The organism is Enterococcus quebecensis (assembly GCF_001730365.1).
Taxonomy (GTDB): domain Bacteria; phylum Bacillota; class Bacilli; order Lactobacillales; family Enterococcaceae; genus Enterococcus_L; species Enterococcus_L quebecensis.
Map to the genome: position 1 here is coordinate 96,627 of NZ_MIKB01000019.1, position 18,424 is coordinate 115,050.

19 protein-coding genes and 1 tRNA gene are annotated in these 18,424 nt (G+C 32.5%); 9 read left to right on the plus strand and 11 right to left on the minus strand.

The genetic code is table 11. From position 1 onward, the window contains the following. Positions 1-76 precede the first annotated feature (76 nt). From nrdF to nrdH, 4 genes are all read right to left on the minus strand, one after another. Positions 77-1,036, minus strand: coding sequence for a class 1b ribonucleoside-diphosphate reductase subunit beta (nrdF, locus tag BCR23_RS14320; protein WP_069636174.1), 960 nt, complete (start codon positions 1,034-1,036; stop codon positions 77-79). A 129-nt stretch (positions 1,037-1,165) separates the two neighbouring features. Beyond that, the gene (nrdE, locus tag BCR23_RS14325; RefSeq protein WP_069636194.1) at positions 1,166-3,325 is read right to left on the minus strand and encodes a class 1b ribonucleoside-diphosphate reductase subunit alpha; all 2,160 of its coding nucleotides are present in this window, start codon (positions 3,323-3,325) and stop codon (positions 1,166-1,168) included. After that, positions 3,306-3,683: a class Ib ribonucleoside-diphosphate reductase assembly flavoprotein NrdI gene (gene nrdI / locus BCR23_RS14330; RefSeq protein WP_069636175.1), complete on the minus strand. Its 378-nt coding sequence runs from the start codon at positions 3,681-3,683 to the stop codon at positions 3,306-3,308. Before nrdI ends, nrdE begins: the two co-directional genes overlap by 20 nt. A gap of 1 nt (position 3,684) precedes the next feature. After that, entirely contained in the window at positions 3,685-3,909 is a 225-nt protein-coding gene (gene nrdH, locus BCR23_RS14335) for a glutaredoxin-like protein NrdH (RefSeq protein ID WP_010760423.1), read from the minus strand. 622 nt (positions 3,910-4,531) lie between these two features. Between nrdH and BCR23_RS14340 the strand changes: the two genes are divergently transcribed. After that, positions 4,532-4,604 (plus strand) — tRNA-Lys (locus BCR23_RS14340). Between the two features lie 93 nt (positions 4,605-4,697). On the opposite strand, the gene BCR23_RS14345 is transcribed toward BCR23_RS14340, so the two are convergent. Next, entirely contained in the window at positions 4,698-5,885 is a 1,188-nt protein-coding gene (locus BCR23_RS14345; protein ID WP_069636176.1) for a hypothetical protein, read from the minus strand. Between the two features lie 48 nt (positions 5,886-5,933). Further along, positions 5,934-6,155: a helix-turn-helix domain-containing protein gene (locus BCR23_RS14350; RefSeq protein ID WP_069636177.1), complete on the minus strand. Its 222-nt coding sequence runs from the start codon at positions 6,153-6,155 to the stop codon at positions 5,934-5,936. Positions 6,156-6,264: 109 nt separating this feature from the next. On the opposite strand from BCR23_RS14350, the gene BCR23_RS14355 reads away from it, so the two are divergent. Then, positions 6,265-6,552 carry a hypothetical protein gene (locus BCR23_RS14355; RefSeq protein WP_240482568.1) on the plus strand — a complete coding sequence of 96 codons (288 nt, stop codon included), beginning with the start codon at positions 6,265-6,267 and terminating at the stop codon, positions 6,550-6,552. Positions 6,553-6,624: 72 nt separating this feature from the next. On the opposite strand, the gene BCR23_RS14360 is transcribed toward BCR23_RS14355, so the two are convergent. Both BCR23_RS14360 and BCR23_RS14365 read right to left on the minus strand, forming a co-directional pair. Then, the gene (locus BCR23_RS14360) at positions 6,625-7,632 is read right to left on the minus strand and encodes a tyrosine-type recombinase/integrase (RefSeq protein WP_083241980.1); all 1,008 of its coding nucleotides are present in this window, start codon (positions 7,630-7,632) and stop codon (positions 6,625-6,627) included. Positions 7,633-7,801: 169 nt separating this feature from the next. After that, the gene (locus BCR23_RS14365) at positions 7,802-8,689 is read right to left on the minus strand and encodes a rolling circle replication-associated protein (protein WP_069636178.1); all 888 of its coding nucleotides are present in this window, start codon (positions 8,687-8,689) and stop codon (positions 7,802-7,804) included. Positions 8,690-9,191: 502 nt separating this feature from the next. Between BCR23_RS14365 and BCR23_RS14370 the strand changes: the two genes are divergently transcribed. Further along, positions 9,192-9,596: a hypothetical protein gene (locus BCR23_RS14370; protein WP_141706755.1), complete on the plus strand. Its 405-nt coding sequence runs from the start codon at positions 9,192-9,194 to the stop codon at positions 9,594-9,596. Between the two features lie 79 nt (positions 9,597-9,675). Beyond that, on the plus strand, positions 9,676-11,088 hold the full coding sequence (locus BCR23_RS14375; RefSeq protein WP_069636180.1) for a hypothetical protein: 1,413 nt from the start codon (positions 9,676-9,678) through the stop codon (positions 11,086-11,088). A 1,532-nt stretch (positions 11,089-12,620) separates the two neighbouring features. Here BCR23_RS14375 and BCR23_RS14385 read toward each other — a convergent pair. Continuing rightward, the gene (locus tag BCR23_RS14385) at positions 12,621-13,127 is read right to left on the minus strand and encodes a phosphatidylglycerophosphatase A family protein (RefSeq protein ID WP_069636196.1); all 507 of its coding nucleotides are present in this window, start codon (positions 13,125-13,127) and stop codon (positions 12,621-12,623) included. Positions 13,128-13,212: 85 nt separating this feature from the next. On the opposite strand from BCR23_RS14385, the gene BCR23_RS14390 reads away from it, so the two are divergent. Beyond that, a complete protein-coding gene (locus BCR23_RS14390; RefSeq protein ID WP_069636182.1) occupies positions 13,213-13,455 on the plus strand; it encodes a DUF1450 domain-containing protein in 243 nt (80 codons plus the stop codon). Positions 13,456-13,501: 46 nt separating this feature from the next. On the opposite strand, the gene BCR23_RS14395 is transcribed toward BCR23_RS14390, so the two are convergent. Then, on the minus strand, positions 13,502-14,515 hold the full coding sequence (locus BCR23_RS14395) for an NAD(P)/FAD-dependent oxidoreductase (RefSeq protein WP_069636183.1): 1,014 nt from the start codon (positions 14,513-14,515) through the stop codon (positions 13,502-13,504). A 226-nt stretch (positions 14,516-14,741) separates the two neighbouring features. Here BCR23_RS14395 and BCR23_RS14400 point away from each other — a divergent pair, with 226 nt between their 5' ends. Then, positions 14,742-15,329, plus strand: coding sequence for a peptidylprolyl isomerase (locus BCR23_RS14400; protein ID WP_069636184.1), 588 nt, complete (start codon positions 14,742-14,744; stop codon positions 15,327-15,329). A gap of 63 nt (positions 15,330-15,392) precedes the next feature. Here the strand turns inward: BCR23_RS14400 and BCR23_RS14405 are convergent, their stop codons facing one another. Further along, on the minus strand, positions 15,393-16,559 hold the full coding sequence (locus BCR23_RS14405; RefSeq protein WP_069636185.1) for a MalY/PatB family protein: 1,167 nt from the start codon (positions 16,557-16,559) through the stop codon (positions 15,393-15,395). A gap of 201 nt (positions 16,560-16,760) precedes the next feature. Between BCR23_RS14405 and BCR23_RS14410 the strand changes: the two genes are divergently transcribed. The 3 genes from BCR23_RS14410 (at position 16,761) to BCR23_RS14420 (ending at position 18,199) form a co-directional block, all read left to right on the plus strand. Then, positions 16,761-17,129, plus strand: coding sequence for a CvfD/Ygs/GSP13 family RNA-binding post-transcriptional regulator (locus BCR23_RS14410; RefSeq protein ID WP_069636186.1), 369 nt, complete (start codon positions 16,761-16,763; stop codon positions 17,127-17,129). Between the two features lie 64 nt (positions 17,130-17,193). After that, positions 17,194-17,565 (plus strand): hypothetical protein, encoded by a 372-nt coding sequence (locus BCR23_RS14415; protein ID WP_205688511.1) that lies wholly within the window; start codon positions 17,194-17,196, stop codon positions 17,563-17,565. Positions 17,566-17,692: 127 nt separating this feature from the next. Further along, a complete protein-coding gene (locus BCR23_RS14420; protein WP_069636188.1) occupies positions 17,693-18,199 on the plus strand; it encodes a GNAT family N-acetyltransferase in 507 nt (168 codons plus the stop codon). The last annotated feature ends 225 nt before the right edge of the window (positions 18,200-18,424 follow it).

Sequence of the window (18,424 nt, forward strand, 5' to 3'; positions counted from 1 at the left end):
AAACGTTAATAAAGAAAAGCTAGGATAAAACTACTTGAGTTTTTATCCTAGCCTTATTTTTTTAGAGAAAGAGTTATTACATACCAATCAAATAATCGTCATCTTTCATCGCTTCAACGGTTCCTAATAAGTAGCCATTACCGACTTGAGAGAAGAAATCATGATTACTTGTACCAGTAGAGATACCATTCATAACGATTGGGTTAACGTCATTTGCTGTATCAGCAAATAATGGATCCATGCCGAGATTCATCAAGGCCTTATTGGCATTGTAACGTAAGAATGTTTTCACTTCTTCCGTCCAACCTAATTCATCATATAATTCTTCTGTGTAACGCTCTTCATTTTCATATAATTCATAAAGAAGATTGTACATCCAGTCTTTCATTTCATTTTGTTCTTCTTCAGGCAATTCATTAAATCCTAATTGGAATTTGTAGCCGATATAAGTTCCGTGAACAGATTCATCACGAATGATCAATTTGATAATTTCGGCAACATTTGCCAGTTTGTTATTACCTAAATAGTAAAGAGGAGTATAAAAACCAGAGTAGAATAAGAATGTTTCTAGGAAAACACTAGCAACTTTCTTTTCCAAAGGTGTACCGTTTTTATAAATTTCATTAATTTTTTCAGCTTTTGTTTGTAGATAAATATTTGTATTTGTCCATTCAAAGATTTCATCAATTTCTTTTTTAGTATTCAATGTACTAAAGATTGAAGAATAACTTTTAGCATGAACAGATTCCATAAACTGAATATTGTTTAAAACGGCTTCTTCATGTGGTGTACGAACATCGTTTCTCAGTTGTTCCATACCACTCTCTGATTGAACAGTGTCCAACAATGTCAAACCGCCAAAAACATAACCTACAGTTGTTTTTTCCAAGTCTGAAAGAGTTCTCCAGTCATCTAAATCGTTGGATAAAGGGATACGGGTATCCAACCAAAATTGTTCAGTTAGTTTTTCCCAAGTTGATTTATCAATCACATCTTCAATGGCGTTCCAGTTGATTGCTTCATAATATGTTGCCATGTATTTTCCTCCTCGTTACCTTTACGTTGAAATACAATAAATCATAGAACAAGGCGACCTAAGGGCGCCTTGTTTGTTGTTCAGATTATTGGTCCAGCTTCAAGGGCTGAACAAGCCTGTTTCGCTTTTTTAGATTACACAACTTTCACATTGGTTGCTGCCGATTTCTTCTGCATCGTCAGTGAAGGTTCTTACGTAATAGATTGATTTTACTCCTTTATGGAAAGCGTAATGGCGTAAAATATTCAAATCACGAGTTGTTTGTTTTGGTGAGTCTTTCCATTCATACAAACCTTCTGGTATTTCAGAACGCATGAATAAAGTTAAACTCATACCTTGATCTATATGTTGTTGTGCGGTTGCATAAACATCAATTACTTTACGCATGTCCATATCATACGCAGATGTGTAATATGGAATCGTATCATTTGCTAAATAAGGAGCAGGATAATAAATTTTACCGATTTTCTTTTCTTGGCGTTCTTCGATCATACGAGTAATTGGGTGAATACTAGCACTCGTGTCATTGATATAAGAAATAGAGCCATTAGGTGCTACTGCAAGACGATTTTGGTGATATAAGCCATCTTTTTTCACTGCATCACGTAAGTTTGACCAGTCTTCAGCAGTTGGTATAAAGATATCTTTAAAGATGTCTTTAACCTTATCTGATTGAGGAGTGAAATCACCATCAATATATTTATCAAAATATGAGCCAGTTGCATAATCTGATTTTTCAAAATTATGGAATGTTTTATTGTATTGTTTAGCAATGTTATTACTTTCTACTAAAGTCCAATAATTTAATAATGTAAAGTATACATTTGTAAAATCTAGTGATTCTTTAGAACCATACTCCATATGATTTTTAGCAAAGAAGGTGTGTAGACCCATTGCGCCAAGACCAATCGTATGACTTAATCTATTTCCGTTTTGAATAGAAGGAACTACATCAATGTCAGATGCATCAGTAACAAATGTTAATGCACGAGTCATTGCACGGACAGATTTACCAAAATCAGGACTGTCCATCAAATTAACGATATTCGTAGAACCTAAGTTACAGCTGATATCTGTACCAAGTGTTTCATATTCTTGTTTTCCATTTAAAACAGAAGGTGTTTGAACTTGTAAGATTTCTGAACATAAGTTACTCATGATAATTTTTCCATAAGCGGGATTACTTCTGTTAGCTGTATCAATGTTAATAATATATGGGTAGCCAGACTCTTGTTGTAATTTAGAAATTTCATTTTCTAAATCACGGGCTTTGATTTTACGTTTACGGATTTTTGGATTGGCTACTAGATTGTCGTATTCTTTTGTAATATCAACATATGAGAAAGGAACGCCGTATTCACGCTCTACACTATATGGACTGAATAGATACATATCTTCATTATTACGAGCCAATTCATAAAATTTATCAGGAACAACGATACCTAAAGATAATGTTTTCACACGAACTTTTTCATCTGCATTTTCTTTTTTAGTCGAAAGGAACATTTCAATGTCTGGATGGAAAACGTTTAGATAAACAACTCCAGCACCTTGACGTTGACCTAATTGATTAGAATAACTAAAGCTATCTTCGAATAATTTCATAACTGGAACAACGCCGCTGGCAGCTCCTTCATAACCTTTGATTGGTGCTCCTGCTTCACGTAAGTTAGCTAATGTGATACCTACACCGCCACCAATTCTTGATAACTGTAAAGCTGAGTTGATTGAACGACCAATGCTATTCATATCATCTGTTACTTGAATCAAGAAACAAGAAACAAGCTCACCACGACGCTTACGTCCTGCATTTAAGAAAGATGGTGTCGCAGGTTGATAGCGTTGATGGATCATTTCATCTGCTAATACTAAAGCTAATTCTTCATTACCGTCAGCAAAATATAGTGCGTTAAAAGCAACACGATCTTCATAGCTTTCTAAGTATTCGGTTCCTGCATTATTTTTAAGCGCATATTGTGAATAAAACTTGTAAGCAGCCATAAATGATTTGAATTCAAAGTTTTGTTCATCTAAAAATGTATATAGTTTTTCAATGAAAGTCATAGAGTATTTTTGAATAAATGCTGTTTCTAGATAATCATTGTCAATTAGATAATTGATTTTTTCTTCTATTGTATTGAAGGTTCTTGTATTAGGAAGGACATTCTCTTTGAAAAATGCTTCCAATGCTTCTTTATCTTTATGCAAAGGGATTTGTCCATCAACAGGACGGTTGATCTCATTATTTAACTTAAAATAGCTAACATCTTTAATTTCTTTTAGACTCAAGTTCATTCACTACTTTCTTAAAGGATTCCACGTCTTCGTTCGTACCGCTAAACTCAAAAGCAAAAAGCATCGGAACTTTATAATCACGTGCTATGTCTTTGGCTGTATACACAAATAATTCTGCAAAATTGAGGTTGCCGCCACCAGCAACACCTTGTAACTGTTCACGATTGCTTTTATAATCAAGAAAATCATTCACTACCTCGGTTATTTCTTGATCATAAGTAGGAACGACTAGAATAAAAGGTTCATTTATCTCAAAAAAAGGATTCGCAGGCTCAATTTCATAAGCTGGCAAATCCAATTTGTTAATGAAGCGTCTAGTTTGTCCGGTAACTGTAAAATAGACAATTTTCATTTTAGCTAGCCAATTGTTTTAATTGATCAGGACGGAAACCTACAACTGTTGTAGCATCAGAAGTAATAACTGGAACACTTTGGAATCCTTGTTCTTTTAACCAGTCAATCGCATCTGGTTGGATGTCGATATTTACTTCTTCAAATGCTATATTATTCTCGCTTAAAAAGCGTTTTGCCATTTTACATTGGATACAATTATTTTTAGAAAAGATTTTTACGTTCATTTTTAATTCCCCCTCAATTAGTTTACTTCACTAGTATAAATCTCTCAGGGAAAAAGTCAACACTTAGGCACTATATATTGTGGTTGTTTTTTAGCTGAATACCATGTTTTGTGTTTTTGAAAGAAATATGAAAGCACGTATTCTCTTGATTTGAGGGGCTATTATTACAAAAATCGTGTTTAAAAAAGAAATTTATTAAATTTTAAATTGGAATTTTTAATTCAGAAAACACAAGATCTAGTGGTTGATAATCTCGGGAGACACTAACAGAATGTATATAATTTTGATCTTCAATTATTTTCTTACTAAGTAGAAAGAACAAATTTGTGAATTACAAATGAGTGTCAATAGCATTAATTATGTAAATAAAATTTTCCAAAGATGTTATATGATTGTTAATAATAGTAGAAAAATGAATATCCTTAGAGAAAGAGACCAAATTTTTATGGTTCAAGTGTGGGTATGAATTGAAGTTGAGAAAAAATGAAGCAGAGCTAGTTTTATTATAGAAGGAATATGAAAGGAAGAGAGGAATATAGTTGCCCTTTGTTTTGTTGTAGAGTATGTTACCTCTTGAATAAACTACTTTCGAGTGCTACAATATTTAAGTACTAAACTATTTGGGTCGTTAGCTCAGTTGGTAGAGCAGCTGACTCTTAATCAGCGGGTCATGGGTTCGAGCCCCTTACGACCCATTGGGTGCCAAACCCACGAGAACGAAGGACTATCGGCGCTATTGCAGCGTTTCGAAGATAATCCTTGCGTTCTCTTTTTTGTTTTGACCTCAATCATTTTTCAAATTGTATTAGTTCATTTTGAAGAGAGGTTATCAAATTATCATAGTTAATTCCAGTGGATGCTTTTGTTGTTCGTTCTTCTCTTTTTGAAGGTTTATAATATTCTAAAATATCTACTTCTGTTATTACTTTTTTGATACTTTGTTCAAATATCCAAAAAGGGGTAGAATCGATAAATACTAGCATCTTTACAGGGTGGATTTTTAAAACTTCACTCATCCCTTTATCGAATGTAAGTAAGGAATGCATATCAAAGCTTTCTGGTTCGTTATCAGTTGGAATCATGTTCATTGCAAGCATTCGTATATGAAACAAATCCCATGACATACCTAATATTGCTCCTGAAATATTTTTACTACCAATTTTTATTTTTTTGAAAAACTTTTGAACTAAAGGATCATTAGGATTTTTTAGAAATCTATAGCAAATAATCAATTCCCTTTCTAAAAATGAGCATATTGAATGGTGTGAAAATTCGTAAAGGGATTCAATTTTTTCTGCTAGTGTTTTGTCTGATTTTAGTGACAAAAGTGAGGTATGAAGCAATAAACATTGTATTGCTTTTTGAGTTTCTAGTAGCTTTCGGGAATAGGGATCAACAGACATATGTTTGATTTCAGTAATTGTCTCATCTGTTTTCTGATAATCTAAGTTCATCGTTATATTTTTATTTTCAAAAGTATTGATAAAATCAGAAAAGCTCATTTCCATATAAAAATCGTAAATTGTCAAGTTTTCAAACATAGGTATTAGAATTTTGGGATTATTTATTTTCGTAGAATTTTCCATCAAATAAGGAAATGCCGAAAAATCTGTATCCTTTTCTTTAAGGTAGTATAATATTTCATAAGTATCATTAAGAAAAGGCGTTTGGTCTTTATCTCTAGTTTTGAATAGTTTCATGAGATAACTAATAACTTGAGTATCTAAATAAACACAACTACTGTAACAAATATTGCTAGTTGTATGTTCAACCATTTCTTTTACAACTGAGGTGTCAAGCCATAAAAAGGATTGTTTTCCATTGATACTATCAATAGAAAATTTACTGTCTTCTTTGTAAGATAAAATATTTTGAAATTTAAATTCATTAGTACCTTCTCCAAAATAAAGTATACCAACATTTTTTAGGAATTCTTGATTGGTATAAAAAAATTCTATTAGTTCTCTTATAGACATATTATGTATCCTGTCTATCAATAGTGATTCGTTAATAGAAATCCCTCCTTAATCTTCTTCACTAACGAGTTTGATAATTTTAGAAATGTCATCAATATCCAAAGCATCTGCAATTCTTTCGATATGAGGTAGATAGATTTTCTCTCTTTTTCCATTCGCTAACTTGTTAATGATTGATGGTTCAATATCTGATAGACGAGCTAATTCTCTAAGAGATATTCCTCTCTCCTTAACAAGTTCTTTCAAACATATTTTTACTTTTCTATCCATAAATATCCCATCTTTCTTTTTAGTATTGTCTATAGAGACATCGTATAGTAAAATGAGAATACAGGTGGTGCTTGTAAAAGCACCGTTAGTAAAAATGAGGAGAATGCTGATGGATAGTATAAAAACGGGTATCACTAAAAATAAACAACCGATAAAAGAAATTAGTTATCAAGATATTCATGAAATTAGTGATTTGTTAGAGCGATTGAGTTCTTGGGAACAACCTCTAAAGATTTTAGATGATTTTTTTAGTGAGAAAAGTAATCCAGTCAATAAAAAGAAGATAGTAAAAGAATATCATGCGTTCCATTTTGAGTTTGGCAATTCAATACAAAGGATTGAAGGACAGATTGAAGAATCGGAAAAAGGTGTGAAAAAAAGAACAATGATATCATGATGGGTATCATTGTTCTTTTTATGCTATTTTGAGTCCGTGTTCATTAATTGTGCAAATCGTTGTACTGCTTGTTTATTTACTTCTTTTGTAATTTGTAATATGAAGATACACCTTTCTCATTGTTTTAGAATCTTCGTGTCTGATTCGTTCTTGTATCGCTTGTAAATCAACACCAGCTTCTGTGAGTAAGCTTACATGGGTGTGTCTAAACTTGTGGAGAGTAAGAGGTTTACTATTACCTAATTTTTGCAGATATCTTTTTAGACGGAAACCTATTGCTCTTCTTGATTCTGGATAACCGCAGAAATTCCCTTCTAGCTTGGCAAAAACAAAATTTGTATCATGATAAGCAGGAAAGATTTTTTTAATCTCTTCTTGCTCAAATTGTATAACACTTAATTGTTCTAATACTAAACTATCAACTAATATTATTCGGTTAGACTTTTTAGTTTTTGGAGGAGTCAATTCATATTCTTCAATCCTATTCTCATGTCTGAACAGCGTTTTGTTAATGCTGATTGTTTCGTTTATGAAGTCGATATCCTCCCACTGTAGTGCTAAAAGCTCACCAATTCGCATACCAGTGTATGAGAGTGTTAAGAAAATGGAATAGTCTAAAGTGGTTGTTTTAGTTTTTACATATTCCCAAAATTGAAGTAACTCTTTTTTTGTGAGATAGGATTGTTCAAGTGCTTCTTCTTTTAAATCATCGATTGTCTTTAACCTTTTTGGGACAACCGCATGTTGAGCTGGATTTCTGTCAGTTAGTTCATTCTCGATTGCGTATTTGAAAATAAGCTTAGCAACAATATTGACTGTTTCAAGAGTGCTTTTACTGTAGTTGTCTGTAAATAAAGTATTTAAAAACTCTTGATAAATAATCGGCGTGATTTTCATCAAAGGGTACTGACCAAGATATTTTCTTAAATTGGGTATAGCTGTAGTCTGTTTATTTAGGATAGTACTATTCTTTACAACTGAAAGCTTGTATTGAGTAAACCATTGATCAATAAGCGTGCTAGAAAGCAAATTATTATCAATGAGTGCCTGTAGATACTCGTTGCATAAGTTGAGAAGCACTTAACTGAGCTTCTCGTTTTGTTTTATATCCTCGTCAGGTAATAAATTTTGGTTTTCCAGTTTGTGGGTTAATGCCATCTCTTTTTTTGAACATCCACATTTCGTCAGATTTAGTTTTATATTTTTGAAAACTAGCCATAATTGTCCACTCCTTTCGATCCTTGTTCAATCATGCTATACTATTCTTGTCTAGGGAGTAGTATTCTTGATTAAGGGATTTTTTCTCTTTTTCATTGGTACTGCTTTTTATTATTTCTTCAAACTCCTTGATATCTTTTATCACTACATAAGTAGTTTCATTCTCAAAATATTCTTCATTGTTGATAAAAATCTTCCTATGATAATTCTTGTATAACTCTAAACTATCTAGTTGTTGCAATTGTCTTTTGATTTCCTTGATATTCTCCAAATTTAATATTTTTTCAGAGGGCTTCTTCAAATATTGACTGGTAAAGTAAGCTTTTTTATATTGAGATTTTTCTGCTAAATCCTTTGTAAAATATTTGCTGACATAGCTACCATATTTTTCTTTTGCTACATTATTAGGAATCTGGTTGATTCTGATAAAACCGTGCTTCCATATTTTTTCTAATTCTTTAGAAGAGATGTACGGAAATCGAAAAAGGACAACATGATAATGAATAACTGATTTTCCAGTTTTTTTCTTTCTTTTTAATTGGATTTCCCAAGTAGCTATATAACATACTTTTGGCAAGTTCATCTTTTTTACTATTCTATAATTCAACCGCTTAATGAACTTATTGAATAGATAGTTCGCTTCGTTTAAATCTTCTAACTCATCAGCAAATGTCAAAGTTAAAAACTTAGTCTGATTATCAAAGTTCATATTGATTAATCCGCGGATATGTTGAGCTTTGTTCTTATAATAGTTTTCTCTTTTTTTCAGGATTTCAATTTCTGATAATTCATTTTTAACAGGTGACATAATATTTCCGCTTTTTTCCTCTACAGAGTATCCATAGATTACAGGAATATCGTAAAAGTAAATTTCACAACTAACCGGAGTTAAAAATAATTTGATAGTGTATTCTGCCATAAATTAGCTCCTTTTTCTGTTTGATCATGTTTTTGTTGAGATGAACATAGTCAGATAACTCATCGGTTCCACCTCCTTTCAAGTATTTTTTCTCCAGATGTCAGACTATTATCAAGTTAAATAGAAGAATCTCGCTGCGCTCGTTTCCTCAAGCTCTTACGACACATTCATACTAGCATTTTTAGCCTTCGGCACAAATGCGTACGATGTGTCTCAGAGCTGTAGAGAATCAAAGGCTAATCCAACCCCTAGCCCCAATCATTTGGGGATACACTCGTTCTCTTGGTAAATTTACCAAGAGAATAAAACTAAGCTTGTAAGATAGTCTAATAGCCGTCAACTCCTTAAATCGCTTTGCTTCTTACCATTGACTGCACATCATGCAAGCTTCTGTCCATTAGACAGGCTAAAACCAAGAATTTCTTCAACAGATTCTTTTGGACTAATCCGAGTTTCGAATTATCATAGAATGTGAATCCTTTTTTTACCATCAAAGCATAGTGTGATTAGTTATGAAAAGGGGGCAACTTTTCCAGCTAGTGATACGTTAGAAAAAATGTTGGAATTATTCGAAGTTACTCCTAACCAGCTTTTTTATCCTTTAAATACCAATAAAGAGGAAATAACTGATAAAGAGATGAAAATTAGAGAGTTGGAGTCATATAGAGAAAATATTTTAGATACTATTAATAGTGTAGAAGAAAATGCCTCTGTTATAGAGTATGAGGAACCTGTTTACGATGAAAATGGGGAGGTAATTACTTACCGAGAGGTCATTGTATCACCACATGACCAAGCAAGAGGGATTTTAGTAAGTGCAATAGATTTAGGAAATTTGGATATGGATTTTCTGATTAAGATATTTAATGAGAAGATTGATATTGAGATTTTACAACTTAAGAAATAAATATTCAGTTAGTTGGTGCTAACATTTTATAAATAATATATAATATAGTATAGGTAAATTATTTTGGGGGTGTGTTGAAATGTTGGCATCAATATCTGATTTATTGAATGTGGAAAGAACTGAGTTTGAATTAACTGGAGCATTTAATGCTATCTTGGGAGCTGATTCAGAGCTTTTTGTTGATCCTGCGCTAATTTTTAATACAGACATATTAGAATTCACTAATGCCAAAGAGAAAATAACTGATTATTTTTCTGGAGTATTAAAGCTTATCAGACGATCAAACCAAAGAGATGATAAATTTTGGAGGACAGCGATCCAGATGGTGACTATTCCAGAAGTAAAAGGGCTATCTATAGGTTATTCATCGGAAAGTAGTGATGGAAATGGTATAGGAAAGACTTTAGCAAAAAAAATTATAGAAGACGCAAATTTAATAATAAATGAATCTGAAAATGATATTTATTTTTTTGAATTACTTGGATTGTTTGAAAAAGGTTTAGGAGCAGATAGAATAAGTGACATGATTATTCATATAATGTTAGATGATTTTCAAAATTATTCAAAGCGTATTTGTGATGAATTAGGTGTAAATTATGAAGAAAAATGTCTTACATCAGAAGGAAATCATATTATTATTATTCCACAAAGCTTGTTAACTAATCTTCCACATAGCACTAGAGTTTTTAAAAGCGAAGTTACAGATGAGTCTGTTAGAGAAACTTTAAATGTGGCAATTGGTAAAAGTTGGAGAGATGCATTTACTAAAGAAAATAGTTCTGAGGTAGATAAACATGCTGTTTTAGAAAGTTTTGCAAGCAATCCTGAAATTTTTGAAGCGTTTATATTAGATTATTTAAACACAAAAACCCATACTTATAACTTTAGCACTGATCCAGATGGAGAGTTCTTATGGTATCATGAAACGCAAGAGACCGTAAAAAATTCATTAGATAAATATAAAAAAGAAGCAGATTTAATTGATAAAAATGATACTAATTTGAAGGATAAAGTAATTATCATGTGTGATATTTTTAAAGACTTGGTTGAAAATAATGGATTAGATTCATTATTTTACAAAGATAGCATTTCAAATGTGAGAAATTCTAAAAATGAAAAAGCAATTCAATTAGTATTTTATGGTGTGTCTCATTTCTTCTGTAAACAAAATAATATTGATTTAACACCAGAAAGTAATACGGGACGGGGACCTGTTGATTTCAAATGCAGTTTAGGAAATGAAAAAATTTTAATAGAGGTAAAGAAAACTATACATTCTAGGTTAGAACATGGGTACTTTACTCAATTAGAAGAATATAAAAAATCTGAAAAAACTAAGGAAGCTATTTTTTTGTTAGTAATTGTGGATGGGAAAAAAAGTATAGATAATTTAAATAAGTTTAAAGAGAAAGTTTCTAACGCTGAAAAAGGAAAATACTCTAAAATCATATATATAAATGCTCAAAAAAAAGCCTCAGCTTCAAAAATGTAATTGACCTATGACCACATTGTGACCTCCTTTTATATTGAGAGTGAGGTCATTTTCTTTTTTCAACTAATTTAAATTACCAATAAACTATTCAAAAAACAGCATTTCATTTCAAATGTGTTCAAATCTCCCTTACGACCCATTGGGTGCCAAACCCACGAGAACGGTATTCTATCGGCGTCTTTGGACGTTTCGAAGATGGAATATGCGTTCTTTTTTTATTTTCACAAGACAAAAATATAAGGAAAATATCAATATTAATTTCATTTCTGTTGTACTTAATGTGACGTTTAGGTATATATTGAGTACGAAAATATTATTTCTTTGTTTTTTTGTAGTGTTGTATCTGATTTAGAAAAATTAGGCTTAAGAAGCGCAAGTTATCCGTTTGATTGGGGCATATCTTCATGGAAGGGCTAATAGACAACGAGTTTCAAGATTTTTTATCTCATAACTTAATCTATCAAGTTGATGGAGCTGTATATAAAAATATGCGCTATTATTTGAAGTTTTATCATGATTTTAATGAGTATAAAAATTATTACTCACAAATTGAGTATGTAAGAAATGAATACAATAGAAGGATGCATCGTTTTTATAAAGATATACGGAAGCCAACTCTATTCATAAGGTATATTAAAGACCATGAGGAACTAGTAAGCAATTAAAATAAGAAAAATTTAGAAAGAGACTTAAAAATGTATCTAAATAAACAAAAAATAAACTCATAAAAATATTCCAGAAATTATTTTTGAAAAAATACATACACGATAAAAGACTAGCTGATTAGGCTTGGAACGAGCCTCAACTAATGGGACGATAAGAAAAAAGCATTAATTAGGTTATCTACTGTCGGTATTCTAAATGAAAAAATAAAGCAGAATCATCATTGACGAAACATTCACTCATCTTGTACAATGAGTACATGATAGAAGTGAAATAATAAAATAAAAAAAGGCACTTCATAGATTGGTGGCCGCCAAACTACGAAGCCCTGATAAGTCAGCAGACACTGACCAATCAAGTTGCCCTCGTCAATGCAAATGCACTGACATGATTCATTGTACTCAATTTTTAGGAAAATATCTACCCCTAAAAATACTTGATACGATGAACATGCCAGCGTTTACTTATTGAACGATACAACGGTATTGGAAGGAATTCTGGTACCGTTTTTTATTTTTTGCTTCTATCTTTTGGTTTAAATATCCTTGTTTTTATGCTTAGATATAGGAGCTAGGTATAAGGCAATGATTTGAGGGATATTGATAAAGCTTTACCACTATAGGTGTTTGATCTATCTTTTGGGGAAGAAAATCAACGATTAAAAAAACTAGAAGGAATACTTGTTACCTATAGTGGTAGCTTTATGCATAAGTATAAAAGATGTCATATACTTTGAACTTATTATAATATAAGAATTACTATAGAAGCAATTGAAAAGCCATGGAAAATAAAAAGAAAAACAGAAAAATACTTTTTAAAGACCAAAAAATATTGGTGTGAATAGTTCTGTTTTTCTTTTATGGAAATAATTATTGTGTAATCATACTTTTATCTGGCTGTGAATGAGCTAAACGGCTAGCAGCAGCTGCAGCGATTGCACCAACAATATCGTCTAAAAATGTATGGACATGTGGCCCTTCATGAGAATTCAATTTGGCTAAAATTCCTGGTTTTACTTTATCGATGTATCCGTAGTTAGTAAAACCGATCGAACCATACACGTTAACAATCGAAAGCGCCAAAATTTCATCAATCCCATAAAGCCCTTCATCTTCTTCTATGATTTCTTGCAGAGGATGGAGTAATTTTTTTTCTTCAGCCAAAATATCTAACTGAATACCAGTAATGATGGCATTATGAACTTCGCGTTTCGACAATACACTATCAATGTTTTCAATACATGTGGCTAAATCAAGATTTTCCATGTAGGGTTTTTGTAAAAATAAAACTAATTCTGCCAGATCTTCCATCTCAACACCACGATCTTTCAATAATTGCCGTGCTTTTCTCTCTAATGTTTCCCCTTTTATAACCAAAATAAAAACCTCCAATGCATCATTTTTAAACTTAGAATACATCAATGGTATACTATCCTAAGAGAAAAATGCAAGGAGAAGATAAATGAATCCACTTATAGAATGTTGTGAACAAAATTTAGCTAAAGGCGGAGAACTGTTACTTAGTGACCCATTTATTGAGGAAAACGGAGATGTAATCACCTATTCTTGTATGAATGAATGTGTTCTGTGTGCGCAAACTTATTTTGTTCTTTTTGAAGGAGAACGAATCATTGGTAATACACCAGAAGAGTTAGTTGAGAATGTAAAAAAAGCAATTTTACTTTGGCAAGAAGAAATGGAATAATAAAAAAATTGGAAGTTGTCGTATAATAGACAACTTCCAATTTTTATTAAAGCATTTTAGCTTCTTTTCCCTCAAACAAACTAGTGCTGTGCATCGGTTGAGTTCTAGTATCTGGCTTGATAAAATGCAGTGCATTATTCACAGCGGTCGGAGCTTCACCAAATCCTGTTGCAATCAATTTTACTTTCCCATCGTAGTTACAAATATCACCTACAGCATAAACGCCAGGAATATTTGTAGACATATCCGAGCTCACTTCGATTGCATTTCGACTAACATCTAAACCCCAGTCCTTTAAATGGCCTAAAGATGAAGTGAATCCGTAATTAATGATCAGAGAATCCAAATCAAGCTTTTCAAAATTATCGGCTTTTGTTTCTTTTAACTGAATGCCTTTGAATGAATCATCTTCAACTAACAGTTGGTCAATGACGTAAGGTGTGTAAATAGCAACTTCAGAGTTTTTTAAATTATCTACACTGTGTTCGTGTCCGCGAAACTCAGGACGACGATGGATGATAGAAACTTCTTCAGCAATTGGTTCCAACATTAATGCCCAATCGATAGCAGAATCTCCACCACCAGCTATGGCAACTTTTTTTCCAGAAAACTTGTTCATATCCGTTACATAATAATGCACATGGTTTCCTTCAAGCTCTGCTGCGCCATCAATAGTTAAACGTCTAGGTTGAAATGAACCATTTCCAATAGCAAAGATGACTGCTTTGGAATAGTGGGTACCTTTTGATGTTTCAATACGCAAGTAACCATCTTCTTGAACCAAATTTCTGACTTCTTCTTCTAAACAAGTTTCATGGGCAAAAGGAGCGATTTGTTTTTCTAGATTTTCAATCAGTTCACTAGCTTTAATTGCAGGAAAACCAGGAACATCATAAATATATTTTTCAGGGTAAAGCGTAGATAATTGTCCGCCAAGTTGAGGCAAGCTATCAATAATTTTCGTTTTAGCTTTGCGAATCCCTGCGTAAAAGGCAGCGAAAAGCCCAACAGGACCCGCACCAACAATTGTTAGATCATAAATGTTTTTTGAGTCAGACATCAAAATTTCCTCCAGTTTCTATAGTAAAAAAGTTTTCATTTCTATCAAATGAAATCTAAAAAATGCAGTATATCGTTTTTCACAAAATATCACTTGTAACAGAAAAAAGCAAGTGGAAGTTTGTGAAAAAAAGTTCTCTTAAGAGATTATCAAAGATAATGGAATTTTCAAATGAAGTTCGTTATGATAGTATAAGTAAGTAAAAATTAACTAGGAGGAAATAACTATGTCAGAGTTTCCACAATTAGATTTAGCAAATGTTAAAGGACCTAAAGCTGTAATAAAAACCAATCGCGGAGATATCACAGTTCAACTTTTCCCAGAACAAGCACCTAAAACAGTTGAAAACTTCGTTCAATTAGCAAAGAAAGGCTATTATGATGGTGTGATCTTTCACCGTGTAATCCCTGATTTCATGATTCAAGGTGGAGATCCCACTGGAACAGGTATGGGGGGCGAAAGTATTTATGGCGAAAAATTTGAAGACGAATTTTCTAAAGACGTTTTCAATTTACGTGGTGCTTTATCAATGGCTAACGCAGGACCAAATACAAATGGCAGTCAATTCTTCATTGTTAATAACCAAAATGTTCCAGCGAACATGATGGGACAATTAGAAGGTGCTGGTTTCCCTACAGAAGTGATAGAAGCTTATAAAGAAGGCGGAACACCATGGTTAGACTTCCGTCATACTGTTTTCGGTCATGTAGTAGAAGGCATGGATGTAGTTGATGAAATTGGCGGTGTTCAAAGAGACTCACAAGACCGCCCAACATTTGATGTAGTGATTGATAAAGTAGAAATAAGTGAATAATGGATAAGTAGCTCAATAAAAAAGTGAAGCATAAACCAATTACAGGTTATGCTTCATTTTTTTTTATTCAAAAGAATGTTTGATTCGACGTAAACCTTCTAACAATGTTTCTTTTGGACAAGCAACATTTAAACGCATATGCTGCGTTCCTTGGGGGCCAAAAGTAATTCCAGCATTCAAAACTACTTTTCCTTTATGAACCAATTGTTGTTGCAGTTGAGCATCGCTCAAGCCGAAAGCTGAAAAATCCAACCAAATCAAGTAAGTTCCTTCTGGACGCATTATTTTGACTTGGGGAAGTTCACTCTGTATAAATTCAATCACAGTATTGATATTTTCAGTTAAGTAAACTAGCAGTTCTTCTATCCAAATATCACCATTTTCATAAGCAGCTTCAGTTCCTACATAGCCAAAGATGTTGATTTCATTTTGAAAATTTTGTTCTTGTACATCAACGAATTTTTTTCGTAAATCAGGATTTTCGATAAAAATCATCGAGTTTTTGATACCAGCTAAGTTGAATGTCTTTGTTGCAGCTGTCAGAGTAATCGAGAAATCTTTAAATGTTGGATGGACATTAGTGAATGTTGTAAATACATGCGGCGCAAAAATTAAGTCCTGATGAATCTCATCGCTGATGACTAGTACATCGTATTTAGCACATAACTTACCAAAAGTTTCCAACTCACTCTTCTTCCAAACACGTCCGCCTGGATTATGAGGATTACAGAGAATAAAGAGACGCACATTTTCAGCGATGATTTGTTTTTCCATCTCGTCTAAGTTCATTACAAAATGATCTTGTTCTATCAACAAAGAACTACGAACGAGCTTTCTATTGTTCTGTTCAACAACTTTGGCGAATGGAGGATAAACAGGATCATGAATCAAGACTCCATCACCAGGCTTAGTATATGCTTGGACAGCTATAGAGAGACTTGGAACAACTCCGCTGTTGAAAAGAATCGCTTCTTTACTAACTGAATAATCGTGGCGACGTTTTTGCCAACTTTGGATCGCTTCATATAATGAAGTTGGAGCAGGAGAGTAACCAAGGATTCCTTGATCCACAGTTTTCTTTAAAGCTTCTAAAACAGGTGGGTTTGCTTTGAAATCCATATCAGCTATCCATAATGGCAAAAGATCTTCTTCTCCATATGTATCCTTAATGGAATCCCACTTAGAACAATTTGTATTACGACGATTATACACTGTATTAAATTCTACCATTCAATTCATCCTTTCTATATTAAAAGCATTTTTTTCATTAAATAAGATTTAAGTATAGTATAATAGACTTTCAACAAAATATGAACAAAAAGAATTAATACTATATATAGTAGAAATAAACTCATGCACTTTTGAATAGAAAGTGATATTATTTAAGTGATAAAATCATTTTGATGGGATTAACGAAAAGAGGATAACATTATGGAATACAAAATAGGGATGATTATTAATGGAACAATTACAGGGCTACAGCCATATGGTGCATTTGTTTCGCTGAGTGATACAATTCAAGGGTTAATTCATGTTTCAGAAGTACAGGCTGGATACACCAAAAATATTCATAGCTTATTGACAGTCGGACAAAAAGTGAAGGTTCAAGTCATTGATATCGATGAATATTCTAAGAAAATCAGTTTATCATTGAGAACTTTAGAACCTCAAGCTCAACAGCTAAGTCAACGTCGTAAAAAATACTTCACTAATAAAAATAAGAAGATTGGTTTTAATACATTGGAAAAAGAGCTTCCTATATGGACTAATGAGGCAATGGAGAAACTACTTGCGAAATAATTCTGTTTTTTTTCAGAAAATATGGTACAATTCTTCTAGTTTATGAAAACAAAAATTAATTGAGGTGGATGTTTTGTCTAACAAAAAAGTCGCTGGTACTATTATGCTGAACCTAAATGATGGTTCAAAAAAGTTTCTTGTTCATCCAGTTGGTAATTCGATGGAGTTTGTTACAGTAAAGGTTTCTGAAGATATGACAGGTTTAGCGAGTATGTTGCAACTTTTCAAAGAAGAGATTCAACTAGATATTACTTCAATTAGTTTAGTCGAGTTAACAAATGCGCATACAGATGCTGAAAATATGCCTTTGTTTGTATTTGAAATGAATGAAGATCAAACCGTTTCTAAAATAAATGATAACTATGTCTGGGAAAAACCGACAGAATTAAAAAATTTACTAGCTTCTTATGAAATTGAAGGCGTTCCGATGTTTTAATAGTAAGGTACATAAGAAAATTGTAGTAAAGTACATTTTCTATACCAGATCCAAAGGCATGGTAAAACTAACGATTAGTTTTACTGTGCTTTTTTCTATATATACTAAGTTAAGGGAGGAACTAATAATGAAATTAAAAGAGGTAACAACTGCTGAAACTCAAATTGTCATGTCAATATTAAAGGAAACAGCAGAATGGCTAAAAGACAGAGGCAGTAATCAATGGTCAGAAGTTTTACAAGGGGAAGACAAACACGAATTGGCAAAAGCGGTAGAAAGAGAAGAGGTATTTTTCTTCTATAATAATGAGAATGAACTAGTCGGAATGGTTGCAGCTTGGAAAAAACCAACAACGTGGGATAAATTACTTTGGGCAGGATACGGACTTCATCCAAATTCACGTTACATTCATCGCGTAATTATCCGTCCAGTATATAGAGGCAAGGGATACGGGAAAGAATTACTTAGTGCATTAAAAATAAGATTTGAGGGAGAAGCAGATATGTTGCGCTTAGATTGTTTAGCTAGTAATCATAAGCTAGTTCAGTTCTATGGAGAAAATGAATTCACTAATATTGGAAGTTCAATGGATTCTAACGGATTGGAATTCGAACTATTTTCATTTTATTTGTGAAATCGATCGGTATTTATAGGTGTTTTTGTAGGATTATTCTTGATGGATTCCAAATGTAAGGTAAAGCCGAAAGTTGCTTAATTAGCAATAAAAGTGAAGGAAAAACTTTTTAACTTTTTTTAAAATAATAGTTGACCAAAGCGCAGAAACTTGGTATATTATATCTTGTCGCAAGGCACTGATGAAAATCACCAAACGACAAAAATAGAATAACATTTCGAGTTT

Coding starts and splice junctions, on each gene's coding strand:
- nrdF (WP_069636174.1), bottom strand. CDS start 1,036: ATGGCAACATATTATGAAGCAATCAACTGGAACGCCATTGAAGATGTG.
- nrdI (WP_069636175.1), bottom strand. CDS start 3,683: ATGAAAATTGTCTATTTTACAGTTACCGGACAAACTAGACGCTTCATT.
- nrdH (WP_010760423.1), bottom strand. CDS start 3,909: ATGAACGTAAAAATCTTTTCTAAAAATAATTGTATCCAATGTAAAATG.
- BCR23_RS14345 (WP_069636176.1), bottom strand. CDS start 5,885: ATGTCTATAAGAGAACTAATAGAATTTTTTTATACCAATCAAGAATTC.
- BCR23_RS14350 (WP_069636177.1), bottom strand. CDS start 6,155: ATGGATAGAAAAGTAAAAATATGTTTGAAAGAACTTGTTAAGGAGAGA.
- BCR23_RS14355 (WP_240482568.1), top strand. CDS start 6,265: ATGGATAGTATAAAAACGGGTATCACTAAAAATAAACAACCGATAAAA.
- BCR23_RS14365 (WP_069636178.1), bottom strand. CDS start 8,689: ATGGCAGAATACACTATCAAATTATTTTTAACTCCGGTTAGTTGTGAA.
- BCR23_RS14375 (WP_069636180.1), top strand. CDS start 9,676: ATGTTGGCATCAATATCTGATTTATTGAATGTGGAAAGAACTGAGTTT.
- BCR23_RS14390 (WP_069636182.1), top strand. CDS start 13,213: ATGAATCCACTTATAGAATGTTGTGAACAAAATTTAGCTAAAGGCGGA.
- BCR23_RS14395 (WP_069636183.1), bottom strand. CDS start 14,515: ATGTCTGACTCAAAAAACATTTATGATCTAACAATTGTTGGTGCGGGT.
- BCR23_RS14400 (WP_069636184.1), top strand. CDS start 14,742: ATGTCAGAGTTTCCACAATTAGATTTAGCAAATGTTAAAGGACCTAAA.
- BCR23_RS14405 (WP_069636185.1), bottom strand. CDS start 16,559: ATGGTAGAATTTAATACAGTGTATAATCGTCGTAATACAAATTGTTCT.
- BCR23_RS14410 (WP_069636186.1), top strand. CDS start 16,761: ATGGAATACAAAATAGGGATGATTATTAATGGAACAATTACAGGGCTA.
- BCR23_RS14420 (WP_069636188.1), top strand. CDS start 17,693: ATGAAATTAAAAGAGGTAACAACTGCTGAAACTCAAATTGTCATGTCA.